We start from the raw sequence: 16,663 nt of genomic DNA, 5'->3' as shown, positions 1-16,663 counted from the left end.
CGCAGCCTGCCCGTCAGCCGCCGCGGACCGCGTACGTCCTTGCCTTCCGCGGAGCCTTCCGCGGAGCCCTCGGCGGCGCTCCCGGAGCCCATGACCGCGCGCTTCACCCGTCCCGGCATCGCTCTCACCTGTACTCCGAAAGCCTGCGCCCGATGCCGAGCAGGGCGGCCACCGCGCCGACGACCGCCAGGGCCGCCGTACCTGTCACCAAACCGTCGAGCGCTCCGAGCCCGTCCCGGGCCGCCCGGGTGAACTCACGCTGCTCGTGGACCACGGCCTCCTCCAGCGAGGCGTCCACCGTGTCGAAGGCGGTCCCCGTGGGCTTCGGATGGTCCTTGTCGCCGATGACCTGCCCGACGGCGCCCTGGTAGTCGCCCATCAAGTCGGTCTCCCGGGCCACCGCGTGAAGGCCCTTCCACTGCCGCACGCCCTCCGCGGCGCGGGCCACGGGGCCGCGGCCGGCCGCGTCGTCGGCCAGCTTCGCCGCCGTCGCCAGGCCCGCGTCCAGGTCCTTCATGTCGTTCGCGTAGTCCACGTCGTACTTGTCGGACTTCTTGTCCTCGGCCAGGACGGCGCCGCGCGAGACCAGCGTCAGGTTCTCGTTGGCCCGTGCCTGGAGGGAGGCGATCCGCGCGTCGTTGAGCACCTTGAGCGACTCCTGACCGTCCGTGCGGGCCTCGCTCAGTCCCGACCGGGCGACGGTGTGCCCCGCGGCCAGCCACAGCAGCAGCACCAGCGAGGCGGTGGTCGCGGCGACGAGCCCGTGATTGAAGACGCGGTGCGTCCGGCGGTAGTTGCGCCGCTGGGCCCAGACCAGGGTGGCGAGGGCCAGCAGACCCGCCCCGAGCGAGCCCAGGGGCAGCGCGCGGGCCTCGTCGTAGTCCGTGTAGAGCCGGCCGGTCTCCGCCTCGTAGAGCCGCTGCGCCGCGGGCAGCAGCTGGGTGCTCATCTGCTCGTTCGCGTACCGGAGGTAGGCGCCGCCGAGCGGCAGGCCCTGCTTGTTGGTGGCCCTGGCCTGCTCGATCAGGCCGGCGTAGCGCGGGAGCTGCTCGCTCAGCAGGGTGATCTGCTTGCGGGAGTCCTCACCGGCCGTGGTGCTCGCGGCCGCGTTCACCAGCAGCCGGGACGCGTTGGCCATGTCCTTCTCGTACCGGCTGCGGACCTCGCGGGGCTCTTGGCCGCCCGCGAGGAAACCGCTGGAGGAGGCGGTGTCGGCGTCCGCGAGGGAGCGGTAGATGCTCGCCGCGTCCGCGCTCAGGGGCTGGCTGCGGCCCACGACGTCATCGGCGGCGGCGACCCGTCCGGAGATCTCCCAGACGGCCACCGCGCCGAACAGCAGGACCAGCGCGGCCAGGGCGGCCCCGATGATCCGCAGCCGGCCGGGCTCGGTGGTCGCGGACGCGCGCAGCCGCTCCACGCCCTCGGCCCAGGCGCTGCCCCGCCGGGGCAGCCCGTCGGGCGGCGGCGCCGGCGGCCCGGAGGACGCCGGGACGACGCCGCCGGGCGCGGGCGCGCGTGATGTGATGGCCACCCTGACCTCCCCCTCGGTCCTTCGTGCTTCGCAGCAGTATGGCCTTAGTGGCGGTCCTCCACAGCACCCGGTCCGGGATCGGGCACGATCCGCCCCGATCCGTCCCCGATCCACCCCGGTGCCGTCCCGGCCGGTCCCCCCGTCCGCTCCACCCCTTCACCGTCAGTACGCCCTGCGGGCCGTGATGGTTCCGGTCCGGGCGCGGTTCATCCGAAATGGGCACGCAGCTTTCCGTAGGCCTCGGGTCCGGCGCCCAGCGCGTCCAGACCCAGCAGGCCGGCGCCCAGCACCGGCGGGGCCGTCACCACCGACACCCGGGCGTGCGGCGCCCGTTCGGCCAGCAGGGCCTCCACCCGGCCGTTGAGCTGCGGGTGCCGGGCGGCCAAAACGCTGCCGCCGAGCAGGACCGGCGCCTCCCCGTCCAGCAGGCCGAGCCGCTCCAGCGCCACCGAGGCCAGCGCCACGACCTCCTCGGCCTGCCGCTCGACGAGGGCCGCGGCGACCGGATCTCCGGCCGCGGCCACCGCGAACAGCACCGGCACCAGCTCGTGCATCCGTACGGGCTCGATGATGCCCAGGTGCAGCGCCTCGATCAGCGCGTACACGGACTCCCGCGCGAAGTGCCGCGGCAGGGCCGCCGCGAGCTCGGTGGGACCGCCGCGCCCGTCCTCGGCGCGCGCCGCCCACCACATGGCCTCGGCGGCCAGTCCGCCGCCGCCGCCCCAGTCGCCGGAGATCTGCCCGAGCGCCGGGAAGCGGGCGGTGCGCCCGTCGGGGAGCATGCCCACGCAGTTGATGCCCGCCCCGCACACCACCGCGACCCCGCGCGGGCCCCCGGCGTCCTCGCCGAGCCCGGCCCGCAGGATCGCGAAGGTGTCGTTGCGGACCTCGGTGGCCGTGCCCCAGCCGCGCTCGCCGATGGCCTGCGCGAGCATGGCCTCCTCCACCGGGAGGTCCGCGTTGGCCAGACAGGCCGAGACCCGGTCGGCGTACGGGACTCCGGCCGCGGGCCCCGGCAGTCCGGCGGCCGCGGCCGCCTCGGCGACGGCCTGCCCGAGGACGTCCACCGCCTCCTCGATCCCGACGCGCGGGGGCTGGAAGCCGCCCGCGCGTCCGGTGCCGAGGACCCGGCCGTCCGCGGCGATCAGCGCCACGTCCGTCTTGCTGTTGCCCGCGTCGACGGCGAGGACCGCCGCGGCCGCCGGCGGGGGAACGGGCCGGCTCACGCCCATGCCAGGTGCTCCTTGTTGTGCGCGAGGAGCCGGTCCGTCAGCCCCTCGGCGAGGTCGAACTGGCCCACCAGGGGGTGGGCCAGCAGGGCCTTGAAGACCCGCTCGCGGCCGCCCCGCAGCGCCGCGTCCAGCGCGAGGTCCTCGTACGCCGTGACGTGGGCGACGAGCCCCGAGTACAGCGGGTCCAGCCGGGGTACGGCCAGCGGCGAGGGGCCGGTGCGGTCCACGCGGGCCTGCACCTCGATCACCGCATCGTCCGGGAGGAACGGCAGGGTGCCGTTGTTCAGCGTGTTGACCACCTGCACGGCGCTCCCGCCGTCGCCCAGCAGGGCCGCGGCCAGGTCCACGGCGGCCTCCGAGTAGAAGGCGCCGCCCCGCTTGGCGAGCAGCTCCGGCTTCTCGTCCAGCGCGGGATCCCCGTACAGGCCGAGCAGTTCCTTCTCCATCGCGGCGACCTCGGCGGCCCGCGAGGGCTTGGTGCCGAGCTCCCGGACCACCTCGTCGTGCGCGTAGAAGTAGCGCAGGTAGTACGAGGGGACGACCCCGAGCCGGTCCAGTACGGCGCGCGGCAGGTGCAGGTCCGCGGCGATGGCCTCGCCGTGCCGGGCGAGGAGCTGCGGCAGCAGGTTCTCGCCCTCCGGGCCGCCCTTGCGCACCCCCAGCTCCCAGGTGAGGTGGTTGAGGCCCACGTGGTCGAGGTGGATGTCGGCCGGTGTCAGGTCCAGCAGCGCGGCGAACTTGCGCTGGAAGCCGATGGCCACGTTGCACAGCCCGACGGCCTTGTGCCCGGCCTGCAGCAGGGCGCGGGTGACGATCCCGACCGGGTTGGTGAAGTCGATGATCCACGCGTCCGGGTTGGAGCGCCGGACCCGCTCGGCGATGTCGAGGACCACCGGGACCGTGCGCAGCGCCTTGGCGAGACCGCCGGCGCCGGTGGTCTCCTGGCCGACGCAGCCGCACTCCAGCGGCCAGGTCTCGTCCTGCAGCCGGGCCGCCTGCCCGCCGATGCGCAGCTGCAGCAGGACCGCGTCCGCGTCGGCGACGCCCGCGTCGAGGTCGGAGGTGGTCGTGACGAGGCCGGGGTGCCCCTGCTTGGCGAAGATCCGCCGGGCCAGGCCGCCGATCAGCTCCAGCCGCTCGGCGGCCGGGTCGATCAGCACCAGCTCGCTGACGGGCAGGGTGTCGCGCAGCCGGGCGAACCCGTCGATCAGCTCGGGGGTATAGGTGGAACCGCCGCCCACCACTGCGAGTTTCATGATTCCTAGCCTTTCACTCCGGTCAGGGTGACGCCTTCGACGAACGCCTTCTGGGCGAAGAAGAAGAGGACGATCACCGGGGCCATGACCAGCACGGTGGCCGCCATGGTCAGGTTCCAGTTGGTGTGGTGCGCGCCCTTGAAGGACTCCAGTCCGTAACTGAGGGTCCAGGCGGCCGGGTTGTCGGAGGCGTAGATCTGCGGGCCGAAGTAGTCGTTCCAGGCGCAGAAGAACTGGAACAGGGCCACGGCCGCGATACCGGGCTTCGCCATCGGCAGCACCACGCGCAGCAGGGTGCGCAGTTCGCCGCAGCCGTCGACCTTCGCCGCGTCCAGGTACTCGTCGGGGATGGTCAGCAGGAACTGGCGCAGCAGGAAGATGGAGAAGGCGTCGCCGAAGGCCATCGGGATGATCAGCGGCCACAGGGTGCCGGAGAGGTCCAGCTGCTTGGCCCAGAACAGGTACATCGGGATGACGACCACCTGGGGCGGCAGCATCATCATGGCGATCACGAGCAGCAGCGACAGCCGCCGGCCGCGGAAGCGGAACTTGGCGAGCGCGTAGGCGACGGGCACCGAGGAGACCACGGTCAGCAGGGTGCCGAGGCCCGCGTACAGCAGGGTGTTGCGCCACCAGGTCAGGAAGCCGGGGGTGTCCCACACCTTCGCGTAGTTGCCCCACTCCCAGCTGTGCGGCCACAGGTCGCGGGTCAGCGCCTGCTGGTCGCTCATCACGGAGGTGAGGAAGAGGAACACGAAGGGGAGGAGGAAGAAGAGCGCCGCGGCGACGCCGAGGGAGTGCACGGCCACCCAGTGCAGGGCGGCCCGGCGGCGTGCGGTGCGCACGGCCCGCGCGGAGTCCGGGGTGCCGGATCCGGCGGGACGCGGAGCCGGCCGCGCGCCGCGGGTGATGGTCTGGGTCATGATCCTCAGTCACCTGCCTCGATCAGCCCGCCGCGCCGCCGCATCAGCAGCGCGGTGAAGGCCATGGAGAGGGCGAACAGCACCAGGGCGACCACGCAGGCGGTGCCGTAGTCGAAGCGCTGGAAGCCGACGTTGTAGATGACCTGGGGCAGGGTCAGCGTGGACTTGTCGGGGTAGCCGGGCTCGGTCGGTTGTCCCGAGCCGCCGATCACGCCGGACGCCACCTTCCCCGCCACCAGGGGCTGCGTGTAGAACTGCATCGCCTGGATGACGCCGGTGACCACCGCGAACAGGATGATCGGCGAGATGTTCGGCAGGGTGATGTGGCGGAAGCGCGCGAGCGCCCCGGCCCCGTCCAGCTCGGCGGCCTCGTACTGCTCGCGCGGTACGTCGAGCAGCGCGGCCATGAAGATGACCATCAGGTCGCCGACCCCCCACACCGCGAGCGCGGTCAGTGCCGGCTTGGACCAGGCGGGGTCGGTGAACCAGCCGGGCGTGGGCAGTCCGACCGCGTCCAGCAGGGTGTTCACCGGTCCGGTGCCCGGGTTGAGCAGGAAGACGAAGGCGAGGGTCGCCGCCACCGGAGGGGCCAGGTACGGCAGGTAGAACAGGGTGCGGAAGACCCCCGTACCCAGCTTGATCTTGGTGATGAGCAGGCCGGTGCCGAGCCCGAAGGCGACCCGGCAGGCGACCATGACCACGACCAGCCACAGGGTGTTGCGCATGGCCGGCCAGAACATCGGCAGGTCGGTGAAGACGTAGGTCCAGTTGTCCAGCCCGTTGAAGACGGGCGGGCGGAAGCCGTCGTACTTGGTGAAGGAGAAGTAGACGGTGGAGACGAGCGGGTAGGCGAAGAAGACGCCGAACCCGATCAGCCAGGGCGACATGAAGGCCGCCGTGCGCAGTGCGGCCCTGCGGCGCTTGGTGCGCAGCGCGGGGGAGAGGGTGCCGGCCATCGGACTACTTGGCCTTCGCGATGTCCGTGTCGACCTGCTGGTCGGTCTTGGCGAGACCGGCCGCGATGTCCGTGACCTCGCCCTTCTCGACCTTGTACGCGAAGTCGGTGAAGGTCAGCTGGTAGGTGCCGCCGTCCGCCTGCGCCGGGGTGGTGGTCGACTTCGGGTGCTTGGCGATGTCGATGAAGGTCTTGAACTCCGGGGTCACCTGGAGCTTCGGCGAGTTCAGCGCGTCCAGCGTGGAGGGCACGTTGTGGATGGCGTTGGCGAACTCCACGACTGCCTCGGTGTCGGTCGTCATGTACTTCGTCAGCTCCCAGGCGGCGTTCTGCTTCTTGCTGCCGGAGGAGATGCCCATGATCGTGCCGGCGAGGTAGCCCTTGCCGTAGTCGGCGATCCGGTCGTCGGGGACGGGCATCGGCGCGGTGCCGATCTCGAACTTCACCCCGGCTTCCTTGGCCATGTTGGCGCGCCACTCGCCGTCGATCTGCATGGCCACCAGGCCCAGGTGGAAGGGGTGTTCGGCGCTCCACTCGTCACCGAAGGTGGTGCGGAACCTCTCCAGCTTCTCGTACCCGCCGAGCTTCGCGACCAGGTCCTTCTGCGCGGTCAGCATCTGGGCGAAGCCGGGGTCCTTGGCCAGGTTCGACGTGCCGTCGGCGCCGAAGTACGCCGGGCTCCACATCGCGGCCAGCCGCTGGGGGGCGGTCTCGTAGCCGTGGTAGGTGGGCATGATGCCGAGCTGCTGGTACGAATCCCCCTTCGGGAGCGTCAGCTTCTGCGCGTCGGCGACGAACTGGCTCCACGTCTTCGGGGGTTCGGTGATCCCGGCGGCCGCGAAGGCGGTCTTGTTGTAGACGAGGCCGTACGCGTCGCTCAGCAGCGGCAGCGTGCACTGGTTGCCGTTGAACTGGGTGTACTCCAGGAGGGTCTTGGGGAAGACCTTCTCCTTGTCGACCCCGGACTTCTTCAGGAAGGGGTTCAGGTCCGCGAAGGCGCCGGTGTTGCAGAACTTGCCGACGCTGTCGGTGGTGAAGGAGGAGACCACGTCGGGGGCCTTCTCCCCGCCGGCGCGCAGCGCCTGGTTGATCTTGTCGTCCGTCATGTTGCCCGTGACGTTCACCTTGATGTTCGGGTGGGCCTTCTGGAACCGGGCGATGTTGTCCTCGATGGCCTTGATCTCGCTGGGGGCGGACCAGCCGTGCCAGAAGTTGAGGGTGACGTCCTTCTTCGGGTCGTCGGCGGCCGTGTTGGAGGCGGAGCCCGTACACGCGGTGGCGAGTACGGATATCGCGGCGAGGGAGGTCGCGGCGACGGTCAGGCGGCGGATTCCGGGCATGGCGGAGTCACTCTCTGCGCGGGGGGACTTCCTGGAGGGGTGGGGAGGAGCCGGTGGTGCGACGGGGGGCGCACGCGGGGGAGGTGCGGGGCGGGTGGTGCGGGGGTGCCGTACGGGGCTGCGTGCGCCCCGGGCTCGTGCGGGTGGTGCGGGGAGGCGTGCGGGTGGTGCGGGCGGTGCTGGTGGTGGTGGTGCGGTTCAGCGGCGGGAGGTGTCGAAGACCTCGTCGCGGGTCGAGGCGAGGGCGCTCTCCAGCGCCCCGCGCAGTACGGGCCGTTCCCGGACCTGGCCGGTCACCAGCCGGGGCCGGGACGGGGCGAGGTCGGCGAGCTCGGCTTCGAGGAGCTCGCGCAGCGGTTCCCCGCCGGCGATGGTCAGGGCACCGGAGAGGATCACGATCTCCGGGTCCAGGACGGCGACCAGCGAGGCCAGACCGGTGGCCAGCGCGGTGGCGTACTCCCGCAGGAGGTCCAGGTGGGCCCCTTCGGGTGCGGCGGCGGCCTGGGCCAGCAGCGCGGCCGCCGCTTCGACCATGGCCCCGGCCTCGGCCCCGTACACGGCGCCGTGCACCGAACCGGCCCCGGCCGCGGCGGCCGGCGGCGCCTCGACGCCGAGCCGGTCCGCCATCACGGGCAGTACCTGTACGCCGGCCAGTTCCTGGTAGCCACCGGAGTTGACCCGGGTGACCTGGCGGACCAGCGGGTGCCCGGCGACCGGCAGGAAGCCGACCTCCCCGGCGCCTCCGGTCCAGCCGCGGTGCAGCCGGCCGCCGAGCACGAGGGCGGCCCCGAGGCCCTCCTCGTTCCACAGCAGGACGAAGTCCTCGTGGCCGCGGGCGGCGCCGAGCCGCTGCTCGGCGACGGCGGCGAGGTTCACGTCGTTCTCGTACTCGACCGGCATCGGCAGGGCCGCGGCGAGCTCGTCGAGGAGCGTGGGGGACTGCCAGCCCGCCAGGTGGTCCGCGTAGCGCAGCACCCCGGTGCGGGGGTCGAAGGAGCCGGGGGTCGCGATGACCACCCGGTGGATGTCGGCGAGGTGCAGCCCGGCGTCCTTGACGGCCTCGCCGAGGGCGCGGGTGACCTGCTCGACCGGGCCGGTGCCCTCCGCGTACGGGAGCTCGTGGCTGCCGACCACCTCACCGGCCAGGTCGGCCACGGAGGCGAGGATCCGGCCGGGGGTGACGTCGAGTCCGGCGACGTGCGCGGCCTGGGCGTTGACGGCATAGAGCTGCGCGTTGGGGCCGGGGCGGCCGGTGGCGGTGCCGGTGAGGACGACGAGCCCGGCGGCCTCCAGGCGGGCCAGCAACTGGGAGGCGGTGGGCTTCGAGAGGCCGGTGAGATGCCCGATCCGGGTCCGGGACAGGGGACCGTGCGTCAGCAGGAGCTCGAGCGCGGCCCGGTCGTTGAGGGCGCGCAACAGGCTGGGCGTACCGGGGGTGGCGGGCATGGGGTGACTTCTCTCTCACCGGGGTGAACTGTTAGGTAAGTTTCCTATTGGTGTTGGCCCGTGTCAATGGCACTGCGTACACCACTGCCCCCGCAGGTCGGACCTACGGGGGCAGTGGTGTGTGTACGCAGTACGGGCCGGGCGGCTACTTCGTGACGCGCGGGCCGGACCCCGCGCCGCCCGCGGCCGGATGCGGGATCTCCGCGGTGGCCAGGGACTGCGGGGAAGTCGGGTTCGCCAGCGCCGACGGCGGGGCGACGGAGGCCGAGGGGTCGGCCGGGGCCGCGTCCTCCTCGGGCGCCGGCAGGCCCCCGACGATCCCGATGCCCGCCGCGTCGAAGGCGTCCTTGATCCGCCAGCGCAGCTCGCGCTCCACGGCGAACTGCTGGCCCGGCATCGTCTTCGCCGACACGGACACCGACATCGAGGCCAGCAGCACCTCGTCCAGGCCGAGCACGTCCACCGGACCCCACAGCCGCTCGTCCCACGGGGACTCCTTGGCCATGGTGTCGGCTATGTCCTTGATCACCTCGCGGATGCGGCCGAGGCTCTCGTTGGGCTTGACCTGGACCGCGACGCTCGCCGTGGCCCAGCCCTGGCTGAGGTTGCCGATCCGCTTGATCTCACCGTTGCGGACGTACCAGATCTCGCCGCTGTCGCCGCGCAGCTTGGTCACGCGCAGACCCACCTCGACGACCTCGCCCGAGGCCACCCCGGCGTCGATCTTGTCGCCGACGCCGTACTGGTCCTCCAGGATCATGAACACGCCGGAGAGGAAGTCCGTGACCAGGTTCCGGGCGCCGAAACCGATCGCCACACCGGCCACACCGGCACTCGCCAGCAGCGGGCCCAGATTGATGTCGAGCGCGCCGAGCACCATCAGGGCCGCCGTGCCGAGGATCAGGAAGGAGGCCACCGAGCGCAGCACCGAACCGATGGCCTCGGACCGCTGCCTGCGCCGCTCGGCGTTGACCAGCAGCCCGCTCAGGGCCGTGCCCTCCACGGCGTCGGCGCCGCGGTTCATCCGGGTGATCAGCTTGGTCAGCGACTTGCGGACCACCGAGCGCAGGGCGAAGGCGATGACCAGGATCAGCAGGATCCGCAGGCCCAGGTAAAGCCATCCGGCCCAGTTCTCCTCTATGAAACTGGCGGCGTTCGTGACGCTCTCGTGGGTTTCTCTGATCGTTTCGGACGCGTCCGGGTTGTCGGCTGCGAGGGGGAGCAGGGCGGCAGGCCTGGGCACGGCGGGAACCTCCAGATGTAGCGTCCTGCCCGCGGTAGGGGTGGGCGGGCAGACCATCCACCCTAACGGGGCACTCGGCCTGACTTGTTGCCGTGTTCGAGGGAGAGACCAGACTCACGCGGGGATGAAGCGGTTGTGGTCGAAAACACCTCGGACCCGTTACGGGCGCGTGGTGGCGCTTCGACCAGCCGTAAGGGGAGACTGGAAAGCAGATCGTCCCGGCGCGAGCCACGCGCCGCCGGCGTACAAGGAGGCAGTCCGTGCCGCACGTCCTGGTCCTCAACGCGTCGTACGAGCCCCTCGGCGTCGTACCGCTCCGTCGCGCGCTCGTCCTCGTCCTGGAGAACAAAGCCGTCTCCCTGGAAGAATCCGGCGCCTTTCTGCACAGTGCGACAAGGGCCGTCCCCGCGCCCAGCGTGGTTCGGCTCAAGCGCTTCGTGCGGGTCCCCTACCGGGGGCCCGTTCCACTCACCCGCCGCGCGCTGTTCGCCCGGGACGGCGGCCGCTGCATGTACTGCGGGGCCGTCGCCACCAGTGTCGACCACGTCATCCCGCGCAGCCGGGGCGGGCAGCACGCCTGGGACAACGTCGTCGCCGCGTGCCGCCGCTGCAACCACGTCAAGGCCGACCGCCACCTCGTGGACCTCGGCTGGCGCCTGCGGCACCAGCCGGCTCCGCCGTCGGGGCTGGCCTGGCGGATCATCGGGACGGGGCACCGGGATCCGTGCTGGATGCCGTACCTCCAGCCGTACGGGGCGGACGACGCGCTGGACCGCATCGGGGTCCCCCTGACCGCCGCGGCGGTCGCGTCGTAGCCCGCTGAGCCGGGGGCCCGGCTGCGAGCGCACCGCTGCGACCTGTGCCCCCGGACCCCTCTGGGGCTCCGCCCCGGGCCGGCCCCCGGGTACGGCGGGTGGGGGAGCTCCGCCCCGCAGGGTTGCCCGGCCCCCTACGGGGCCAGTGCGTAGGCCTCCGCGGAGAGCAGGCTGCAGCCGTAGCGCGTGGCGCGGGCTTCGCAGGTGACCCGGACGAAGCGGGCCGGGGCGGCCGCCGGGTCCAGGTGGACGGAGTCCACCCCGCCGCGCGAGGCGACCGTCGCCGACGGGTGCCACGCGACACCGTCCGCCGAGGTCTCCACCCGGAACCGGGACGGGTACGCCTCCTGCCAGTGGAGACGGAGCAGACCGATCCGCGCCGCGGCCGGCAGCTCCGCCTGCCACCAGGCTCCGTCCTGCGCGGGCGAGGACCAGCGGGTGGCCGCGGAATCGTCCAGCGCCCCGGACGCGGGGAACGCCGGCGTCTCGTCGGCCGAGGACGAGGCCACGGCGGAGCGCAGCAGGTTCGGGCCGGCCGTGCGCGGGAAGGCCCGGACCTTCAGGGTGTGCTTCTCGGAGCCGAAGGTGACCGGGACCTCGTAGGTGCCCGGCGCGGTGCCCGCGGCCACCGTGAGCTCCACCGGGACCGTGGCCGTCGTCCCGCGCGCGGCCGCCGCGGTCTGCGGCAGGCGCACCGAGATGCCCGGCGGCGGCGCAGCCGACAGGGCCCCGCGGACCTCGCCGGGACGCAGCGCGGACAACTGCGCCACGATCCGCTGCGGGGCCCCGCCGATCTCCGCGTCCACGGTCTGCGGCAGCTCGAAGCGGGCCTCGGGGCCGTCCGCCGTCCACGGGACCACGCTGTGCACCGCCGGTGCCGGGCCGGACCAGACGAGCCGGACCGCGTCGGCCCGCAGGCCGCCCACGTCCGCCTGGGTCCAGCCCGAGGCGGCGGCCTCCGCGACCTTGCGCCAGCCCTCTCCCGGTACGTGGGCCTCGATCACGGCGCCCCGGCTGCCCGGCGGCAGCGGGTCCGTCATCACGGTCACCACCGACACCGGCCGCGCGGCGGACAGAGCGACCGTCCACGCGTCGTCCTGCCGGGTCACCGTGCCCGGCGTCAGGGCCGCGCCGGTCCAGGCGTCGGCCTCGGCCGCGGCCCGGGCCAGGAAGGGGTCCAGCACCGCCTTGTCGACCCGGGCGCTCTCGGCCCCGGACAGCGCCGCGCGGGCGGTGCTGAGGGCCTGCGAGGCCTGCCAGGCCGCCGCTCCGTCCCCGCGGGCCTGCGCCTGGAGGACGTCGAGGGCCAGTTCCCCGGCCGCCCCGTAGCGCGCGAGCCGCGACAGCCAGGGCCCTGCCTCCTCCGCGAGCGCGGGCAGCCGGTCCGGGGCCTCGCGCAGCACGCGGAAGGCGGCGCGCAGCCGTGCGCCCGCCGCCGGGTCACCGGAGCTCCGGGCCCGCCAGAACTCGTCCATCAGGGGGACCAGATAGGCCGACTCGGGCTGGGCGAGGCCGGAGGAGGCGTTGTTCCCGGCCAGCGCCGCCAGGGCTTCGCGGGCCCTGGGGTCGGGTCCGGCGAGCGAGGCCACGGCCGCCGCCCAGGAGTCGGCGGCCCGGTAGCCGCGCGGGTTCCAGGTGAAGTCCGCCGCCGTGAACAGCGGGATGCGCGACAGGGTGCCCTGGGGCATCGCGTTGGCCAGCACGGCCGCGGAACCGCGCGCGACCACCGGGTCCCGTCCCGCGTACGGGCCGAGGAAGATCCGGCCCGGGTCCCAGTCGTTGACCGGGTAGTTGTCCATGGTGACCAGGGGGCGCTGCCCGAGCGCGGAGCGCGCCCCGGTCATCTCCGGCCCGGTGATCGTGCGGGGCACCACGCCGACGCCGGTCCAGGCCACCTCCACCCGGCCGTCCAGGGCGGCGGCCAGCGCGGTCCGGTAGGGCGTCGCGCCCTCCTGGTAGTACTCCGTCGGCAGCAGCGACAGCGCGGGCGCTCCCGGATAGCGCCGGGCCAGGTGCGCGGCCAGCTCGCCCGCCACCTCCGCGTGCGCCTTCGCGGCCGCCGCCGGGCCCCTGCCGTACCGTTCCCGGTCGGCCCGGCAGCCCCACTCGGTGTAGCTGACGTCCTGGAACTGCACCTGGAACGCCCGGAACCCGAGGTCCCACATGGCGTCCAGCTTGCGGGCGAGCGCCGCCCGGTCCGCCGAGGAGGCCAGGCACATCGACTGCCCGGGCGCCACCGCCCAGGCGAGGACCACCTTGTTGGCCCGCGCCCGGCCGGCCAGCTCCCGCAACTCCGCGGCCCGCGCCGCCGGGTAGTCGCGGCGCCACTCCGTGGTCCGGTACGGGTCGTCACCGGGTGCCAGCAGCAGCCGGTTCAGCTTGGTGCGGCCCATGAACTCCACCTGCGCGAGCCGCTGGGCGGCCGTCCACGGAGTTCCGTAGAACCCCTCCGTGATCCCGCGCACCGGCGCCGTCGGCCAGTCCCGTACGAGGACCCCGGGCACCTTCCCGCCGCCCTGGGCCAGCAACTGGCGCAGCGTCTGCGCCGCGTGGAACAGCCCGTCCTCCCCGGTGCCGGCCAGCGCGACCGTGTCCCGCCCGCCGTCGCGGCCCACCGCCAGCCGGTAGCCGCCCGCCGGCAGGTCGCCGGCCGCGGCCGCGCCCAGGGCCCGCAGCGCCCGCTCGGCATCGGGTCCCTGGAGCCGTACGACGGGGCCGGCGGCGGGCAGCGGTTCCCCGTCGGCCCGCTCGTGCAGGGTCCGTACGCCCGCCCCGCGCAGGGCGTCGCGCACCACCTGGGCGGCGTCCGGGTCCACGCCCGCGGACAGCACCAGGACGGCCTCGGCGCCCAGCGGCACCGCGCGCGCCGGGTCGGCGGCCATGGACTGGGGCCGGGGCCACACCGCGGGCCCCCCGTCGGCGGTGCGCGCCGGATCGGCGCCGGGGTCGAGCACGGGGGCCGAGGCGGGAACGGGCGCCGGTTCGCGCAGGGCCGCCGGAGCCGCGGAGGACGCGGACGAGGCGGGCGCCGCCCCCGGGTCCGCGGCGGTGGGGGAGTCCGGTGCGGTCGGCGCGGTGAAGGCGGTGGGGGAACCCACCACCGCCGAGCCGCTCAGCAGCGCGCCTATGACGGCGACCGCCGCGGCCGTGGCCGTGGCCCGCTTGCTGCCCCTGGTCTGCACGGAGCCACCCCGTCCCGAGTCGTCCCCCGCTCGTACGAATGAGCCAGAGCCCACCATTCGTACGCCGGGGTGTCAACGTCGCCGGGTGATCTGACCTGGATCGGCCAGGAATGCGGTGCGGCCGACTGGGTAGAGCTGGGATGTTCTCCGTGCCGCACGGCGGAGGGTGTTCCCGACGTTCCCGCACGCCGGGGCCGATGGCTCCGGACGCGCGGTGATCGGCGCGGAGCTCCGCAACACCTCTCGTGCGCGGCGCGAACACAGGCACGTCTGTGCGAATTCACGGCCCGCACGGGAGAATTTCCGCTGTCGGTGGTGCGCGGACGGCGCGCGGACCGACACAGTGGGAGCCATTCACGGGTCCTGACCGATCCTCACGCACGAAGGAGTACCTGCCGGTGAACACCAAGGCCGCACAGTCGAAGTCCGCGAACGCCGAAAGCGCCAGCTCCGCCATATCCGCCCCGAAACGGCGCCCGCCGCTCGCCCACCTGCCGGCGCAGTCCGAACCGGACGAGCGGACCCTCACCAGCGAGCCCTCGCTCGCCGACGCCGCGCACGCGCCGCTGACCAGTGAGCCCCCGCTCGCCTGCGAGGCCCCGCTGACCAGCGAGCCGACCACCCATGCCGCGGCGGCCGCCGCGGGTGACTAGACGACAAGGAACCTGATGGACGACCTCGCCCGGCTCGCGGCCCTGTACGGAGTCGCCACCACCTACCAGCCCGCCGAGGACGTCACCCTCCGGGTCCCGGAAACCACCGTCGCCGCCGTACTGCGGCAGTTGGGGGTGAACACGGACACCCCGGAGTCCGTACGCGCCGACCTGGCCGCGGCCGAGCACGAAGCGGCGTACCGGCTGCTGCCGCACGTGCTGGTGTGGTGGGCCGGCTCCCGGCCGCCCGTGGAGCTGGCCGCACTGCCCCCGGGCACCCGCACCCAACTGGAGGCGGAGACCGAGGCGGAGGCACGCGCGGAGGCGGAGGCAGCGGCCGGTGCGGTGCCCTGGAGCGCGGCCGAAGCGGGCGAGCCGCCGCTCGGCGTGCACCTGATCCACGCGCAGGCCCCCGACGGCCGCACCGCGACCGCCACCCTGATCGTGGCCCCCGACCGGGCCCCGGCGGCGCCCGAGCGTACCCACGGGCTGCTCGTCCAGCTCTACTCGGTTCTCTCCGAACGCTCCTGGGGCATGGGCGACCTGGGCGACCTGGCGGAGCTGGCGCGCTGGGCGGGCCGCGTCCACGGAGCCGGCTTCGTCCAGGTCAACCCGCTGCACGCGGCCGTGCCCGGCACCCCGACCGACCCCTCCCCGTACCGGCCGTCCTCGCGCCGCTTCCCCGACCCGGTGCACCTGCGGATCGAGGACGTCCCGGAATACGCCGACTGCCCGGACCGGGCCGCCCTCGGGGAACTGGCCGATAGGGGAGCCCAGTTGCGGCGCGAGGTGCTGGAGAAGGGGGCGCTGATCGACCGGGACGCCGTCTGGGCCCTCAAGCGTGCCGCCCTGGAACTGCTCTACGCCGTGCCGCGCGGGCCCGAACGGGAGGCGGAGTACGCGGAGTTCCGCGCCGCCCAGGGTGCGGAGCTGGACCGGCACGCCGCCTGGTGCGCCGCTCACGCGGGGGAGGACCCGAAGACCCGGGCCGACTTCCACCGCTGGCTGGTCTGGCTGACGGACGCCCAGCTCGCCGCCGCCCAGCGCGCCGCCAAGGAGGCCGGGATGGCCGTCGGCATCGTGCACGACCTGGCCGTCGGGGTGCACCCGGAGGGCTCGGACGCCACCGGCGCCCCCGCCGAAGCTCCCTTTGGGGCTCCCCACTACGCCCGGGCCGTCTCCGTCGGCGCCCCGCCGGACGCCTTCAACGCGCGCGGCCAGGACTGGGGGCTGCCCCCGTGGCGGCCCGACCGGCTGGCCGCCACCGGGTACGCGCCGCTGCGGGCCCTGCTGCGGGGGGTGTTCCGGTACGCGGGCGCCCTGCGGATCGACCACGTCATGGGACTCTTCCGGCTCTGGTGGATCCCGGAAGGGTCCCCGCCCGCCGAAGGCGCGTACGTCGCGTACGACGGGGAGGCGATGCTCGCCCTGCTGGTCCTGGAGGCGCACCGGGCCGGAGCCCTGGTCATCGGCGAGGACCTCGGCACCGTGCAGCCGGGGGTCCGCCAGGCGCTGGCCCGGCGCGGGGTGCTGGGCACCTCGGTGCTGTGGTTCGAGCGGGACTGGGGAGGCGACGGGGAGCCGCTGGAGCCGGAGCGCTGGCGGGCCGACTGCCTGGCCACCGTGACCACCCACGACCTGCCGCCCACGGCCGCCAAACTGGCCGGCTCCCACGTGGAACTCCGCGACCGGCTCGGTCTGCTGACCCGGCCGGCGGAGCGCGAGCGGGCCGAGGACGCGGCCGACACCGCGCGCTGGCTGGACGTACTGGAGGACCTCGGGCTCGACACCAAGGGCGAGGAGGCCGCCGTACGGGCCCTGTACGCGTTCCTGCTGCGCACCCCGGCCCGGCTGGTCGGGGTGTGGCTGCCCGACGCGGTGGGCGACCGGCGGCCGCAGAACCTGCCCGGCACCTGGGACCAGTACCCCAACTGGCGGCTCCCGGTGGCCGACGCGGAGGGCCGGCCGCTGAGCCTGGAGGCACTGGCCGCCTCGCCGCGGGCGAACGCCCTGCTGGGGGCCGTGCGGGGGGCGGCGGGAACCCGTACGGCACCCCCGGGCGCGCGCGGTGTTTAGGTGTTCGCTAC

12 protein-coding genes are annotated in these 16,663 nt (G+C 73.9%); 3 read left to right on the top strand and 9 right to left on the bottom strand.

Features of this window, described 5'->3' with window-relative positions; genetic code table 11:
* Positions 1–124: 124 nt before the first annotated feature.
* From ACWCP2_RS21665 to ACWCP2_RS21630, 8 genes are all read right to left on the bottom strand, one after another.
* The gene (locus ACWCP2_RS21665) at positions 125–1,450 is read right to left on the bottom strand and encodes a hypothetical protein (RefSeq protein WP_450910244.1); all 1,326 of its coding nucleotides are present in this window, start codon (positions 1,448–1,450) and stop codon (positions 125–127) included.
* Positions 1,451–1,737: 287 nt separating this feature from the next.
* Positions 1,738–2,763, bottom strand: coding sequence for an N-acetylglucosamine kinase (locus ACWCP2_RS21660; protein WP_450910214.1), 1,026 nt, complete (start codon positions 2,761–2,763; stop codon positions 1,738–1,740).
* Entirely contained in the window at positions 2,754–4,019 is a 1,266-nt protein-coding gene (locus ACWCP2_RS21655; RefSeq protein ID WP_450910213.1) for a 6-phospho-beta-glucosidase, read from the bottom strand. Before ACWCP2_RS21655 ends, ACWCP2_RS21660 begins: the two co-directional genes overlap by 10 nt.
* A 5-nt stretch (positions 4,020–4,024) precedes the next feature.
* Complete coding sequence (locus ACWCP2_RS21650) at positions 4,025–4,942, bottom strand: carbohydrate ABC transporter permease (protein ID WP_450910212.1); 918 nt, start codon at positions 4,940–4,942, stop codon at positions 4,025–4,027.
* 5 nt (positions 4,943–4,947) lie between these two features.
* Positions 4,948–5,898, bottom strand: coding sequence for a carbohydrate ABC transporter permease (locus ACWCP2_RS21645; protein ID WP_450910211.1), 951 nt, complete (start codon positions 5,896–5,898; stop codon positions 4,948–4,950).
* A gap of 4 nt (positions 5,899–5,902) precedes the next feature.
* Positions 5,903–7,237, bottom strand: a complete 1,335-nt coding sequence (locus tag ACWCP2_RS21640; protein ID WP_450910210.1) for an ABC transporter substrate-binding protein — start codon at positions 7,235–7,237, stop codon at positions 5,903–5,905.
* A gap of 198 nt (positions 7,238–7,435) precedes the next feature.
* On the bottom strand, positions 7,436–8,683 hold the full coding sequence (locus ACWCP2_RS21635; protein ID WP_450910209.1) for an ROK family transcriptional regulator: 1,248 nt from the start codon (positions 8,681–8,683) through the stop codon (positions 7,436–7,438).
* A 145-nt stretch (positions 8,684–8,828) separates the two neighbouring features.
* Entirely contained in the window at positions 8,829–9,983 is a 1,155-nt protein-coding gene (locus ACWCP2_RS21630) for a mechanosensitive ion channel family protein (protein ID WP_450910208.1), read from the bottom strand.
* Between the two features lie 203 nt (positions 9,984–10,186).
* Here ACWCP2_RS21630 and ACWCP2_RS21625 point away from each other — a divergent pair, with 203 nt between their 5' ends.
* Positions 10,187–10,741, top strand: a complete 555-nt coding sequence (locus ACWCP2_RS21625; protein ID WP_450910207.1) for an HNH endonuclease — start codon at positions 10,187–10,189, stop codon at positions 10,739–10,741.
* Positions 10,742–10,875: 134 nt separating this feature from the next.
* Here the strand turns inward: ACWCP2_RS21625 and ACWCP2_RS21620 are convergent, their stop codons facing one another.
* Complete coding sequence (locus ACWCP2_RS21620) at positions 10,876–13,923, bottom strand: beta-N-acetylglucosaminidase domain-containing protein (RefSeq protein WP_450910206.1); 3,048 nt, start codon at positions 13,921–13,923, stop codon at positions 10,876–10,878.
* A gap of 455 nt (positions 13,924–14,378) precedes the next feature.
* Between ACWCP2_RS21620 and ACWCP2_RS21615 the strand changes: the two genes are divergently transcribed.
* Together ACWCP2_RS21615 and ACWCP2_RS21610 are read left to right on the top strand one after the other, a co-directional pair.
* Positions 14,379–14,576, top strand: a complete 198-nt coding sequence (locus ACWCP2_RS21615) for a hypothetical protein (protein ID WP_450910243.1) — start codon at positions 14,379–14,381, stop codon at positions 14,574–14,576.
* Positions 14,577–14,591: 15 nt separating this feature from the next.
* A complete protein-coding gene (locus ACWCP2_RS21610; RefSeq protein ID WP_450910205.1) occupies positions 14,592–16,652 on the top strand; it encodes a 4-alpha-glucanotransferase in 2,061 nt (686 codons plus the stop codon).
* Positions 16,653–16,663: the final 11 nt, after the last annotated feature.

Source organism: Streptomyces sp. NPDC002104 (assembly GCF_053593795.1).
This window is presented reverse-complemented; position numbering and strand designations above follow the sequence as displayed.